This is a genomic window from Bacteroides sp. AM16-24 (genome assembly GCF_003471885.1).
Classification (GTDB): Bacteria; Bacteroidota; Bacteroidia; order Bacteroidales; family Bacteroidaceae; genus Bacteroides.
In genome coordinates, this window is record NZ_QRKI01000004.1 from 296,575 (window position 1) to 312,569 (window position 15,995).

Annotated in this window: 7 protein-coding genes; 6 read left to right on the forward strand and 1 reads right to left on the reverse strand. The window is 44.4% G+C overall.

The annotated features are described in order from the left end of the window. Positions 1-197 precede the first annotated feature (197 nt). From DW182_RS07500 to DW182_RS07530, 6 genes are all read left to right on the forward strand, one after another. Positions 198-2,897 (forward strand): endo-1,4-beta-xylanase, encoded by a 2,700-nt coding sequence (locus DW182_RS07500; RefSeq protein WP_118295145.1) that lies wholly within the window; start codon positions 198-200, stop codon positions 2,895-2,897. A gap of 21 nt (positions 2,898-2,918) precedes the next feature. After that, a complete protein-coding gene (locus DW182_RS07505) occupies positions 2,919-3,896 on the forward strand; it encodes a glycoside hydrolase family 43 protein (RefSeq protein WP_118295146.1) in 978 nt (325 codons plus the stop codon). Between the two features lie 17 nt (positions 3,897-3,913). Continuing rightward, positions 3,914-4,894, forward strand: a complete 981-nt coding sequence (locus DW182_RS07510; protein ID WP_118295147.1) for a Gfo/Idh/MocA family protein — start codon at positions 3,914-3,916, stop codon at positions 4,892-4,894. Positions 4,895-4,915: 21 nt separating this feature from the next. After that, positions 4,916-6,946 (forward strand): alpha-glucuronidase, encoded by a 2,031-nt coding sequence (locus tag DW182_RS07515; RefSeq protein ID WP_118295148.1) that lies wholly within the window; start codon positions 4,916-4,918, stop codon positions 6,944-6,946. Positions 6,947-7,057: 111 nt separating this feature from the next. Next, positions 7,058-8,248, forward strand: a complete 1,191-nt coding sequence (locus tag DW182_RS07525) for a clostripain-related cysteine peptidase (protein WP_199678562.1) — start codon at positions 7,058-7,060, stop codon at positions 8,246-8,248. Between the two features lie 134 nt (positions 8,249-8,382). After that, positions 8,383-12,492, forward strand: coding sequence for a two-component regulator propeller domain-containing protein (locus DW182_RS07530; protein WP_118295151.1), 4,110 nt, complete (start codon positions 8,383-8,385; stop codon positions 12,490-12,492). 79 nt (positions 12,493-12,571) lie between these two features. Here DW182_RS07530 and DW182_RS07535 read toward each other — a convergent pair whose 3' ends face one another. Next, positions 12,572-15,799, reverse strand: coding sequence for a glycoside hydrolase N-terminal domain-containing protein (locus DW182_RS07535; RefSeq protein ID WP_233564106.1), 3,228 nt, complete (start codon positions 15,797-15,799; stop codon positions 12,572-12,574). Positions 15,800-15,995: the final 196 nt, after the last annotated feature.

The window sequence follows — 15,995 nt, forward strand, 5'->3', positions numbered from 1 at the left end:
AGCATCCTGTCAGAGCCGTATCAAAGAGGGTTCAAATCCCTATTTGCTCCGTACCATATCCGGATAGAGGTACCTCTAACCGAATTTGCTACGGAGTTGGTACGGACCGGATACTGCACAAACCCGGTCTTGGTCTTTATCCGGGCACGGGGAGGAGACCATTAATTCCTCTAACGGATTAATCATACTAAAGTAGCATGAAATTAAAGTATTTAGCATTATCAGTTTGCGCTGCCGCATTAATGTCTTGTAATAGTGACAAACCTGTCGCGGCAGACCCGACTCTAAAAGATATTCTCGGTAATAAATTCCTCGTTGGTGTCGCCATTAATTCCGAACAGGCTGCGGGGCGCGACACCAGCGCAGTCGATATAGTGCGCCGCCACTTCAACTCCATTGTGGCCGAAAACTGCATGAAGAGTGAAGTGATACACCCGGAAGAAGACAGATATGACTTTAGCCTGGCAGACAAATTCGTTAAGTTCGGCGAGGATAACGGAATGTTCATCATCGGGCATTGCCTGGTGTGGCATTCCCAGCTCTCACCTTGGTTCTGCGTAGATGCCGAAGGGAAGAATGTTTCACCCGAAATCCTGAAAGAGCGGCTGAAAAGCCATATCCATACCATCGTGGGCCGGTACAAAGGTCGCATTAAAGGCTGGGATGTAGTAAACGAAGCCATCGAAGGAGACGGAAGCTACCGCCGGAGCAAGTTCTACGAGATACTGGGAGAAGAATATATCTCGCTGGCTTTCCAATATGCACATGAGGCAGACCCGGAAGCAGAACTCTACTATAACGACTACGGCATGCACGAACCGGGACGCCGCGATGCAGTGGTGCGCATGGTCAATTCACTTAAAGAAAAAGGACTGCGCGTAGATGCCATAGGTATGCAGGGACACATGGGATTGGATTACCCAAGCATAGGTGAATATGAAACCAGCCTTCTCGCCTTTGCCTCCACAGGTGCAAAAGTGATGATAACGGAATGGGACATGAGTGCTTTGCCAACCGTAAACCGCGGAGCAAATATTGCCGACAAAGTCGCCTTTGAGAAAGCCCTGAACCCCTATCCCGAAGCTCTGCCGGATAGTGTTTCCAATCTGTGGAATGCACGCATGAAATCGTTCATGGAACTCTTCATTAAGCACGCGGACGTCATTACGCGCGTAACTGCCTGGGGAGTATCGGACAGCGACTCCTGGAAGAACGACTGGCCCGTACCGGGAAGACGGGAATATCCCCTACTCTTCGACCGTAATTATCGGCCCAAACCCTTCCTGAAAGAAATTCTGGAACCTAAAAAGGCCGTGTTCGATGAATTTACGTATACGGTAGCCCCCAGGGATACCGATAAAGCAACTGATCAGGTTACCACACCGGGCACATTGAATCCCGTGTTACCGGGGTGTTATCCCGACCCGAGCATCTGCCGCGTAGGAAACGACTATTACATGGTCAACTCCTCTTTCGCCTTCTTCCCCGGAGTACCCATCTGGCATAGCACAGACTTGATGAACTGGGAACAACTGGGCTATGTCCTCAACCGTCCCTCACAGTTGCCCATGTACGACGGCCTGCGTATCAGCGGCGGTATCTATGCTCCGGACATCAAATACAATCCTCACAACGGACTGTTCTATCTGATCACCACAGCCGTAGACGGTGGCGGCAACTTCTTCGTCACCACGGATGATCCGAAGAAAGGAAACTGGAGTGATCCCACTTTCCTGCCTGAAGTGGGCGGCATCGACCCCGGATTTCTCTTCGACGAAGACGGGAAAGCATATATTGTGAACAATGACGCTCCGGCAGGAAAACCCGAATATGATGGGCACCGCGCTATCTGGATACGCGAATTCGACTGGAAAAGCGGTTGTACCGTAGGAAAACAAAAGATGATTATTGACGGGGGCATAGACAAAACCAAACATCCCGTTTGGATAGAAGGTCCACACCTCTACCACATCAACGGCACATACTATCTGATGGCTGCCGAAGGTGGAACGGGTCCCAACCACTCGGAAGTGATCTTCACCTCTGCGTCTCCGTTCGGTCCTTTCAAGCCTTGTGCCATCAATCCGATATTGACGCAACGCGGCTTACCGGGCGACCGCCCTAATCCGGTTACCTGTGTCGGTCATGCCGACCTGGTGGAAACTCCCGATGGTGACTGGTACGCCGTCTTCCTTGGCGTTCGCCCCTACCGCGACGGTCATGACGTGATGGGACGCGAAACTTTCATGCTCCCGGTGACCTGGAAAGATAATCAGCCCATTATCCTTCCTGAGGGTGACGTCATCACTTATACCGCCGACCGTTCCTATGGCCCTGCTCCACTATGGACAGCAAACGGACTGGCTAAAGAAGCATTTTTTATCCGCACTCCATTGGTGCCCTGCTACAATATAAACAGTAAAGGACAGTTAGAAATGACCGCCAGCAGTACCGATCTTAACCAAAAGCGTCAGCCCGCCGCCATCGGTCGCTGGATTAATAACTGGACATTTACAGCTCAGACTGGCTTGGACTTCGTGCCACAACAGCCGAAGGATTTCGCAGGTATTATCTGTTTCCATGATGATAATTGCTATATTCGCTTCGGGAAGACACTGGACAAAGACGGCAAACCCGTCATGCTTCTGGAAACATACAGCCATGGCAGACTGTGCAGCCAAGCCGGCAGCCCGCTACCCCGGACAGATGAAAAAGTATATCTGAAAGTAGAAGGAGATAATGCAGTAAACTATACCTTCAGCTACTCCACCAATCCTAAAGGTAACTGGACGCAAGTAGGCGAACCTGTCTCCGCCGACCTGATAAGCACGCAAACAGCCGGAGGTTTCACCGGAACCATGGTCGGCATTTATGCCACAGGAAACTATCAGAATTAACCACATTAAAATCATAAAATCATGAAGAAAGAAAAGAGATACTTAGTACCCGGAGATTATATGGCAGACCCTGCCGTTCATGTGTTCAACGATCGCCTTTACATCTACCCTTCCCACGACTGGGAAAGTGGTATTCCCGAAAATGACAACGGTGACCATTTCAATATGAAAGACTACCACATCTTCTCTACTGATGATCCCATGAAAGGAGAAATCACAGACCACGGTCTGGTACTTACCACTGAAGATATCCCCTGGGCAGGACGCCAACTTTGGGATTGCGACGTAGCTGAGAAAGACGGCAAGTATTATATGTATTTTCCATTGAAGGACCAGAACGATATCTTCCGTATCGGTGTTGCCATCAGCGACCGTCCCGAAGGTCCGTTCATCCCCCAACCTGACCCGATGCGTGGCAGTTACAGCATCGACCCTGCCGTTCTGAATGATGGAGACGGTAACTATTACATGTACTTCGGTGGCCTATGGGGCGGACAGTTGCAACGCTATCGCGACAACAAAGCCCTGGAAAGTGGAGCCACTTTCCCCGCAGACAACGAGCCATCCATCCCCGGACGCGTTGCCAAACTCAGCGTGGACATGCTGCAATTTGCCGAAGAACCTAAAGCCGTAGTGATCCTAGACGAAAACGGGCAACCGCTAACAGCCGGAGACAACGAACGCCGTTTCTTCGAAGCAAGCTGGATGCACAAGTATAACGGAAAATATTACTTCTCCTACTCTACCGGTGATACCCACCGCCTGTGCTATGCGATCGGCGACAATCCTTACGGTCCTTTCACCTATCAGGGAGTAATCCTGACACCGGTGGTAGGCTGGACTACCCACCACTCCATCGTGGAATACCGGGGCAAATGGTATCTGTTCCATCACGACAGCGTGCCTTCCGGCGGACGCACCTGGTTGCGCAGCCTGAAAGTATGCGAACTGGAATACGACGCCGACGGACGTATCATCACCATCGAAGGACTGGATTAACCGTTGCCCGATAGAGTATGAATACTGTAAAAATAGGTATTATAGGTACCGGGTGGATTGCCGAAAAGATGGCAATCACCCTCGAAGGAATGGAGGGAGTAGAAGCTTATGCAGTCGCTTCCCGCCAGTTGCAGACCGCCTGCGACTTTGCCGACCGGTGGGGTTTCACCCGTGCCTACGGTTCTTATGAAGAAATGCTGGATGATGAAGAGGTGGAGTTGGTATATATTGCCACTCCCCATTCCCACCATTTCGAACATGCACGTATGAGTCTGCTGAAAGGCAAGGCGGTTTTGTGCGAAAAGGCATTCACCGCCAATGCCCGCCAAGCGGAAGAACTGCTGAATCTTGCCAAAGAAAAAGAGCTCTTCATCACCGAAGCTATCTGGACACGTTACATGCCTCTATCGCATACTATCAATGACCTTGTAACCAGTGGAATCATCGGACGCCCCATGACGCTGTCTGCCAATCTGGGTTACCCAATCGGCAACCGTGAGCGCCTCCGCCAACCGGCACTGGCAGGCGGGGCTCTGCTCGACCTGGGAGTGTATGCACTGAACTTTGCTTCCATGGTTTTCGGAACGGACGTAGAGCGTGTCACCTCTACCTGCGTAAAGACCGATACCGGAGTCGATGCACAGAATAGCATCACCCTTACATTCAAGGATGGGAAAATCGCTGTACTGCACAGCAGTATGCTGAGTATGACCGACCGCCAAGGCATCATCTCCGGTGACAAAGGCCATCTGATCATTGAAAACATCAACAATCCGCAACGGATCAGGGTGGTAACGGAAGATTATAAGACGGCAGTTGTCTACAACTGTCCGCCACAAATCACCGGATACGAATACCAGGTATATGCATCCATGGAAGCTCTGAGGAACGGGTGGCTCGAATCTCCCTATATGCCTCACGCCGAAACCCTGCGCATCATGCGCATGATGGATGACTTACGCCGCGAATGGGGAGTACACTACCCCGCCGATGAATAAACCAACCAATACTTTTTGTTTATGAAAAAACTGCTCTCTTTATTCTTATTATTAGCTTGTTTACTCAAACCTGTATCCGCGGAAGACGGCAGCCGCTTGTGGCTCCGGCAATCGACAGATGCCCACGCACAGATTACAGCGCCCCGCCAGTCTCCGACACTAAACATAGCCGTCAATGAACTGAAGCAGGCATGGAAAGGACTCCCCGTTACACTTGTGCTGAAGAAAGACAAACAACTATCTTCTGAAGGCTTCCGTATACGACAGGTAAATGAAAAACTCACTGTTACTTCCCCCACCGAAACGGGTCTGCTTTATGCTGCCTATCACCTGATCCGCCTGCAAGAAATGCGGAACTTCGGAAAGCCTTCGGAAACAGACTTGGAAATAACGGAGAATCCTGCCTATGACCTGCGTATTCTCAACCATTGGGACAACCTCGACCGCAGTATCGAGCGCGGTTATGCCGGCAAATCTCTCTGGAACTGGGAAGAACTGCCCGGCACGCTCTCCGACAGATACGAAGCTTATGCCCGTGCCAATGCCTCCATCGGAATCAATGCAACGGTACTGAACAATGTAAATGCTTCTTCTAAAATCCTTTCCGCCGAATATTTGGAAAAGGTAAAGGCTCTGGCAGACGTATTCCGTCCTTACGGCATCAAGGTGTATCTCTCTATCAACTTTGCCTCCCCCATGCAACTGGGCGGGCTTTCCACAGCCGATCCTTTGGACAAAGATGTCATCGCCTGGTGGAAGCAGAAAGTCAAAGAGATCTACCGCACCATCCCTGACTTCGGCGGCTTCCTGGTGAAAGCCAATTCCGAAGGACAGCCCGGTCCGTGCGACTTCAACCGTACACATGCCGAAGGTGCCAATATGCTGGCAGATGCATTGAAGCCCTATAAAGGCATCGTCATGTGGCGTGCTTTCGTCTACAGCCCAACGGATGCAGACCGCGCAAAGCAAGCTTATCTGGAATTCCAGCCTTTGGATGGACAATTCCGCGACAATGTCATCGTACAGATAAAGAACGGTCCGGTCGACTTCCAGCCTCGCGAACCGTATAGTCCTTTATTCGGTGCTATGCCCCGGACTCCACAGATGGTTGAGTTCCAGATTACACAAGAATATCTGGGCTTCTCCAATCACCTTGCCTATCTAGCGCCGATGTGGGAAGAGTTCTTTGACTTTGTGAAGCCGTCTTCACTGAAAGCCATAGCAGGTGTCGCCAATATAGGTACGGATACAAACTGGTGCGGTCATCCTTTTGCCCAAGCCAACTGGTACGCTTTCGGACGCATGGCCTGGAATCCTTCCCTGACATCGGAAACAATCGCAGAAGAATGGCTGAAACAGACTTTCTTCGATGCAAGCAATCCCAAACATGCACCCATTGCCTATGAAATACATAACATGATGATGGAAAGCCGCGAGGCTGTGGTAGACTACATGATGCCACTCGGGCTGCATCACCTTTTTGCATGGGGACACCATTACGGTCCGGAACCTTGGTGCGATGTGCCCGGTGCACGTCCCGACTGGATGCCGTCTTACTATCATAAAGCAGACAAACAGGGGATAGGTTTCGACCGCAGTCATACGGGTAGCAATGCTACAGCCCAATATCCCGATTCACTCTGCCACCTTTACGATGACATCCGTACTTGTCCGGATGAGTATCTCTTGTGGTTCCATCATGCCCCTTGGCAACACACCATGCAAAGCGGACGTACTTTATGGGACGAGCTTTGCTATCGCTACGACCATGGTGTACAGCAGGTAAGAAGCTTTCAGAAAAAATGGGATCTAGCCGAGAACTACATCGATGCAGAACGTTTCAAAGATGTACAGTCACGCCTGAAGATACAGGCACGTGATGCCGTATGGTGGAAAGATGCCTGTCTGTTATATTTTCAGGAATTTTCGGGCTTGCGTGCCCCTTACGAAGTGGAAAGACCGATACATGAATTGGATGATTTGAAGCAAGTGAAACTTCCTATCGACAACCATGAATGCCCGACACCCAAAATGCTGAATGAAAGAAGATAAGCAACAGCCCTGTTTCAAATAGAAAATACAAAAAAGAACAGCTCTAATGATACATTGAACTGTTCTTTTTTGTATTTTTGTACCTTATGGATATTATAAAGGATATGAAATATGAATAAAGTAGCATTATTATTTATAAAATGGATACGGTTATCACTCTGTCTGATTACTCTCTCTTTCTTTGTGCTATCCTGCGAGAAAGATGAAATAGAACCTGTTGAAAACCAAAAGACTTTATTCATGTACCTACCTTGGTCCACCAATCTGACCAGCAATTTCTACACGAATATCTCGGATATGGAAAAGGCAATCAGCCAAAAAGGACTGAATGGTGAACGGGTAATCGTATTTATGTCTACTACTTCGGAAAAAGCAACTCTATTTGAAATAACCTGCAAGAAAGGTAAATGTGAACAGGTTACTCTAAAAGAATATAACAACCCGCCTTTCACCACCGCCGAAGGAATTACTTCCATTCTCAATGATGTAAAAAGTTTCGCCCCTGCACCCACTTACGCCATGACTATCGGATGTCACGGTATGGGATGGCTTCCAGTTCATAGTACAAAAGGACGGGCAAGGACTTCAATAAGAATGCACTGGGAAAACGAAGGCGTTCCACAAACCCGTTATTTCGGCGGTACGACAAGTCAATATCAGACAGATATCACTACCCTTGCAGAAGGTATAGCAGATGCCGGAATAAAAATGGAATATATCCTATTCGATGATTGCTACATGTCAACCATAGAAGTAGCCTATGACCTGAGAAACGTTACAGACTACCTTATTGGTTCCACCTGTGAAATCATGGCTTATGGTATGCCCTATTCTATCATTGGAAAAGATTTGATGGGCGAACCAAATTATCAAGCCATCTGTGACGGTTTCTATTCCTTCTATTCCACCTATGAAGAAATGCCTTGTGGAACATTAGGCATAACTAATTGTGCAGAATTGGATCATCTGGCCACTATCATGAAAGAAATAAATAACCGGTATACATTTGACCCTTCAAAGCGGAACCAGTTACAACCTTTAGACGGTTACTATCCAGTAATCTTCTACGATTACGGTGACTACGTAGCACATCTGTGTGATGACACATCCTTATTAAAAGAGTTTAAAGAACAGTTAGAACGAACCGTACCATATAAAACGCATACCGAAAGTTATTATTCCATGAATACGGGAACTACCACGCCAATTAAAACCTTCTCTGGCATTACCGTATCCGATCCGAGCATAAATTCTTTAGCAGCAGATAAGACAGAAACAAATTGGTATAAAGCAACGCACTAAATAGATTGTATACTGGTTTGGACAATTCCACAATCACACTAATTATCAACCACTCAATAAGGTCTAATTAGTTCACCTTTTAAAAGAATATATAGAGGATATTAAGTATATTTGTAGAATCTAAAAAAATATATATGAAAGCTATATCTATACTCTATTTATTATGCATGTGTTTATACCTTCCATGCCATGGGCAAGAAGGAAAAATATTCACAGTCGATAGAGAATTATCAAGCAGCATGCTCAATAAAATCTATCAGGATCGTGACGGAATCATCTGGATTGCAACAGAAGATGGTCTGAATCGATACGATGGAGCAAAATTTACAGTTTATAGAAATGAAAAAGATAATCCTAATTCCTTATTAAGTGACTATGTACGTACACTGTTCGAAGACAGTCAAGGTCACCTTTTTATAGGTTCTCTAAACGGGCTGCAAATATACGACCGCGCAACCGATAGTTTTACAACAATCCCAATGTACCTCTCCAGTGGAGTCCCAATAGCCCCTAATGTAGGAGTTATACTTGAACAAAATAACGGAGAAATATTAATAGGAACTTCCGGTCACAGTATATTTTTAGTCGAAACACAAGAAGATAGTATAAAAGCACAACAAATAGACCAATTTATAGCCAGTAACCTGATTACATATTCATATCGGGATAGAAAAGGAAATCTATGGATAGCAACAGGCGATAATGGAATATTCCGCCTCGATAATAACAATCAATTCAAACACTATTCCGGTGAAAAAAGCATAGCCTGGAATACAGTTTCCAGCATGTGCGAAGATAAACAAGGAAATCTTTATATGGGTAGTTTAAAAAAAGGACTATTCAGATATAATGATAAAACCGATACGTTTGTACCAATTACATACACTCCTAATCCCAACTTGCCTATCAAAATCCTATACCCTGAGGAGGAGAATCAAATTCTTATTGGTACAGATGGTTCGGGAATAAAAGCCTATGACATCCAAGAACAAAAAATTAAAGAAGCCAATTTTAATATCACAACATTTGACCTTACAAAAGCAAAGATACATTCTATTTTGAAAGACAGAATGGGAAATACATGGTTAGGGTTCTTTCAGAAAGGAGTTATGATTATACCTGCCATAACCAACGAGTTCAAGTATCTAGGTTATAAATCTTCCAGACACAATGTGATTGGTTCCAACTGTGTTATGTCTGTATACAAAGACCATACAGGAACTCTTTGGGTGGGAACTGACAATGACGGAATTTATGCAGTGACTCCAGATAAAACACCCAAAGTGCACTTTGCACCTACCGACAATGCTCATTCCGTTCCTGCAACCATAATGAGCATTTTCGAAGATTCCAACCACAATATGTGGATAGGTTCTTACCTGAATGGCATGGCTCAATTAGATATAAAAACCGGACGTTGCGAGTATCTGAAGTTAGTGGACGAGACATCCAATCTGATGGAAAATGTATATTGTTTTGCAGAAGATAACAATAAAACTTTATGGATAGGTACTATGGGAGGAGGACTATATCAGATGAATATAAATACCAAGGAAATAGTCCGTTGTCCAACCACCACCACCAGCAATACTGATTGGACCAAAGTAAATATGCTACATAACTCATGGATAAATTGCCTGTTACATACCGCTGAAGACAAACTGTACATAGGTACTTACGATGGTTTGGGCTGCCTGGATATAAAAACAATGGATTTCGTTTCTCCCTTAAAAAACAGGAGAATATTATATGGCGATGTAATCTATGCCTTGCATGAAAGTAAGGATGGCAGTATCTGGATAGGAACATCCAAAGGATTAAAACGACTAAACCCACGAACCGTTGAAGTGCAAGAATATACAACCAAAGATGGTTTACCCAGCAATTATATCTGTGCTATCAAAGAGGATGCGAATGGTTATCTTTGGATCAGTACGAATTATGGAATCAGCCGATTCAATCCTCAAAATCAAAGTTTCATCAATTTTTATGCAAGTGACGGATTACAAAGTAACGAGTTTAGTAAAGGAGCCGCTTTTGCCGACAAACACGGTGAACTTACCTTTGGAGGTACAAATGGAATCACTTATTTTAATCCCACAGAAATAACCACACCCGATAAGAAACCAGAAATTCGAATTACAGACTTCTATATCCATGATAAAAAGGTTAAAAAAGGTATGAAATCGGGGAATAGAGATATAGTCAACACTGCAATCATGGATGCCGCCCACTTTCAACTATCTTATAAAGATAATTCTTTCAGCATCGAATTTTCAGCTATGGAGTTCTTTAGTCCGGAACGAATTACTTATACATATAGCATTAATAATTCCAATTGGATTAGCTTACAACAAGGAATTAACCGGGTTTCATTCAGTAATTTAAATCCAGGTACCTATACCTTCCAGATAAAAGCAAAAGATAATGATTCTTATTCAGACATCAAAGAATTTAGTATCACAATCCATCCTGCATGGTATGCCTCCGGATGGGCTAAATTTATATATGGAGTACTATTGATAGTTATTATCTATGGTATAGTCATTCAGATACGTCATCGTTACCGTGCTCGTCAGGAGATATTAGAACATATCCATGCAGAACAGATCAATGAAGCCAAACTACAATTCTTTATTAATATTTCCCATGAGATACGAACTCCAATGTCTCTCATCATAAGCCCATTACAGAAGTTAATCGCCACTGACAAAGATAACGAGCGGCAGAAAAACTATCATACCATTTATCGAAATGCAGAACGTATACTTCGCCTGGTCAATCAACTGATGGATATTCGCAAAATAGATAAGGGGCAAATGTCCCTGAAATTCCAGGAAGTTGATATCGTAGGATTTATCCGTGATTTGTACTATACTTTCGAATATCAGGCAAATGCCAGGCATATCACGTTAAGTTTCAAACCGGAAACTGAAAAATTAAAAGTATGGATTGATCCGAAAAATTTCGATAAAATTATCCTGAATATAATTTCCAACGCATTCAAGTTTACACCGGAGAACGGAGAAATCAATATATACTTACGTGTAGGTGAGGATATGAATGCTCCTCAATCTCTAAAACACTATTTTGAAATAATAGTGGAAGACAGTGGCATCGGCATTAACCCGGAAGAAATGGGACGGATTTTTGAACGTTTCTATCAAATCCGTAATAGCCATAATAATTCAAATGTAGGTACCGGTATAGGATTACATCTAAGCCGTTCGCTGGTAGAATTACACCATGGTACCATAAAGGCTGAAAACAATGAGAACAAACCAGGATCCCGGTTTATCATACGGCTCCCTCTGAACAAGAAGCATCTGAATGTAGAAGAAATTGATGATAATCCGGTTGGAAATAATGCCCCTGTACATATCACGACTGCTCTGCCTACCCCCTCGCCAACTGACGAAGAAGATGAAAAAATACGTTCCAAAACCAAGTGTCATGTTCTGATAGTAGAAGATGATGAAGAAATACGTAAATATATCTGTCGTGAATTAGCCAGCGATTTCCACATGCATGAGTGTGCCAATGGAAAAGAAGCTCTCACCCTTATCCTAAAAAAGGAACCGGATCTGATTATCAGTGATATTATGATGCCTGAAATGGATGGATTGGCACTTTGTAAAAAAATAAAGCAGAATGTAACCATTAACCATATACCAATTATCCTCTTGACTGCTAAATCAAGAGAAGAAGATAATCTGGAGGGTTTAAACATGGGAGCAGACGCGTATATAGTGAAACCATTCAGTATCGAAATTTTGAGAAAAACGGCAATCAATCTTATTAAGAGCAGGGAAATACTACGCAACAGTTTCAGTGGCAGTCAGATGCAGGAACAGAAGTTGAAGAAACTAAAAGTCCAATCACCTGACGACAGACTGCTTGATAAAGTGATGAAAGTAATTAATGACAATCTAGGTAATCCTGACTTGAATGTTGAAATGATAGCAACTGAAGTAGGTATCAGTCGTGTGCATTTGCACCGTAAGCTAAAAGAACTGACTAACCAGTCAACCCGCGACTTAATACGTAATGTTCGCCTGAAACAAGCAGCATCCCTATTGGCAAACCAATATCATAACATTACTGAAGTTGCCACCCTTACGGGATTTACTAATGTTGCATATTTCTCTACCGCTTTTAAAGAATTATACGGGGTACCACCCAGCACCTATATGGAAGAACAACAAAAGTCTTCTTCTGACAATGAAGTTGACCAACAGAACTAGACAAAACAAAAAGAAAGCCAGCTAAAATCAGCCGGCTTTCTTTATTAATTCAACTCTTTATCTGCATAGACTAATATCATTACATGCTACGCTCCAGCGAATAGTCTTCTCCCGGCTGAGTAACAATGTCATATTCGTAAGTACGATAAAGAGCCGGTATCTGAGGATTTATCAGTTTCGAAACGACCGGTTCTTTTATAACTGCCGGTGCATAAAGAGGATTCGGACAAGCACCGTCTGCCACTTTCACTCCTTTTCCCTTTAAAGGAACATAAGAACGGATACGTAGTACCCCGCCCAAACGAGAATGTATTTTCGCTTTTTTCAGTTGAACGCCATCCCATTCCATATCCACCACAAAACCGCCACGGGATACAAGCCCTTTCACACTTCCTTTTTTCCATGCTTCGGGCAATGCGGGTAACAAGTGTACTGCACCGTCATGGCTTTGCAACAACATCTCTGCAACTCCTGCCGTATAACCGAAGTTACCATCGATCTGGAAAGGTGGATGAGCATCAAATAAATTAGGATAAGTACGTCCCTCAGGATATTCTTTCTGAACATTATCATTAGGCAAAAGATGAAGCATATTCTGTATAATCTTATAAGCATGATTACCATCCAGCATACGTGCCCAGAAATTAATCTTCCACCCAATACTCCAACCGGTAGCCATATCTCCACGCTGTATCAAAGTATTCCGTGCAGCCTGGAATAATTCCGGATTTGTAATTGGAGAAATCTGATTACTGGGATATAAACCATATAAGTGTGAAATATGCCGATGGTCATCCAACGGATTGTCAGCATCAATCAACCACTCTTGCAATTGATTATGTTTGCCAATCTGCATGGGTGGCAACTTGTCCAACATGGTCTGCAAAGAATCTTCATACTGTTTATCACCACCCAGAATACGGCTTGCCAGAAGTGTACTGTAAAGGGCATCAAAAGCAATCTGATTATCCATTGTACAACCTGCCGTAATCGTTGTTTGTGAACCCCGGTAACCGTGTTCCGGAGACATGGAAGGTACCGTAACCATCCATTTATACTTCGGATGTTCCACTAAATGACTTAAATAAAAATCGGCAGTTCCTTTCAATACCGGATAATACCTCTTTAGAAATTCCTTGTCACCGGTAAATAAATAGTGTTGCCACAGATGTTGTGCCACCCAAGCACCTCCATTAGGCCACATGCCGAAGTATGCAGCATCCACTGGTCCGCAAGCACGCCATATATCCGTATTATGATGTGCTACCCAACCTTTGGCGTCATAAAGAACTTTAGCTGTCTCACTGCCTGTAACCGCCAGGTCGGCCACCATGTCAAAGAAAGGTTCATGCGTTTCACTCAGGTTGGTTACTTCAGCAGGCCAGTAGTTCATTTCAGCATTGATATTAATCGTATATTTACTATCCCAGGGAGCATAAGGATTATGATTCCAAATACCCTGAAGATTAGCAGGCTGACCACCGGGTTGAGAAGAAGAAATCAACAAATAACGACCATATTGGAACATCAAAGCCGCCATCGCCATATCATTCCCTTCTATAAAACGCTGTACACGGACAGGTGTTTCCAAAGCAGAAACTTTAGTGCTTTCCAAAGTCAGGGCCACACGGTCATATTGTTTACGGTAAGAGGCGATATGGCTCTTCAAAGCCTGTTCGTAAGGAACACGGATGGCTTTCTGTAAATAAGCAGCCGTACGCTTTGATTCATTAGCACTAACATCATGGTAATTCACAAAATTGGTAGCTGCCGATATGTACAAAGTAGCTTCGGTAGCCCCATTCACGGCAAGTGCGCTTTCTGCCTTACTCACTTTACCATCTGTTTTTACCTGCACCTGGCATTCGGCACGCATAGCAGCAGGGATTCCTTCATGTTCAGCTCCCTGACAGGAGATAATCAGTTTGCCACCCTTTACTTGTACATTCGATTTCAGCGGACTGTTGTATGATATGGCGAAATTCAAAGCCTTTGCCTTATCAGCCTGAATGCGGACAATAATCACATCATCACTCAAAGAAACAAACGCGGTACGGACAAACTTCACTCCGTCCACTTCATAACGGGTGGTAGCAGTAGCATTCTCCAGATTCAGGTCCCTGTAATATTCAGAAGGATTCTCATGTCCGGGGAAATTCAAAAAAAGACTCCCCATCGTCAAGTAGCGCATGCCATGCTGAGGCGTCATATAATTCTCATCAATGAGTTTCTGTGCCTCCAGGGTTTTGCCTTCAAAAATAAGACGGCGTATTTCAGGCAATACCTGCAATCCTTTGGGATTATTATTATTGTAAGGTCCGCCAGCCCAGAAAGTCTCTTCATTGAGTTGCAGTTCTTCACGGGCAGTTCCGCCAAATACCATAGCTCCCAAACGGGAATTGCCCAATGGCAGAGCTTCCAGCCAGTCTTGTGCCGGACGAGCATACCATAATTTCATATTCTGGGCAGATGTCCAATCTCCATATCCCAAAATAGAAAGCATCTTAGCGGCATAACGTGCTCCCAATATCCGGTATCCTTCGGCTGTAAAATGAAGATTATCGAATGCAGCCGGACAACCAGCGGAGGATATGACATGTGCAGTAGGAATTACCTGGGGCAAACTGTCGATGATTGTATTCATACTGGCACAGATTCCATTCTGGTCCGCATGTACCACCTCACCCGCCAGTAAAGGCACATTAGCAGCAGATAATCCCAAATCTTTCAAAAGATTATCATACACTCCCTTTACTTTTGAAGGCCAGTCTTTATCATTTGTATTCGACTCTCCCTGATGCAGCAGAATACCTTTAATTACTCCATCCTTTTGAGCAAGCTTTGCCATCTCAACCAAACGTGCATAAGGATTGCCACCGTATTCTTTTACCATATTCTTCAGCCAATCCGGAGAAGTTTCTACGTATGACTGATAATTATCCTTATCAAACAATTCTATTTTGCAACCACCTACGGCAACATTGATAATTCCTACCCGCACATTGGATGGCAGGTTAGCCACCATAGCCCGTCCAAAATAATCACCCGGAGTCAGGCCCGTATAGCAACGTGCCAAAGGAGGAACCGCCTTATACCAATTCCCTTTGGTCCTCCCCAAATTAGGACAGTCGACAGCCGCTAATACCTGAAAACGGCTGTCAACTGCCACTGTGTCCTGCTCTTCTACCTTCGCATTTCCTTCCATGTTCGATTGTCCCAAACACAGATAGATATGAAAATTCGCATCTTGTGCATAACCGGATAGTGTATACATCATTACAGCCAACCATACAATTATCTTCTTCATCATATCTTTTATTTAAAGTTTATCAGACCATTCATATATATCTGCAAAAATAAGGCATGAATCCAATCACTGATTTGCAATTTTAGACATTTGAATATCAATATTAGATAAATATTACAGATTTGTATTCCTGCACACTCTTCACAGAGGATGCAGGAAAGATATTATAAAATGCACAAATTATATCAAACTCTCG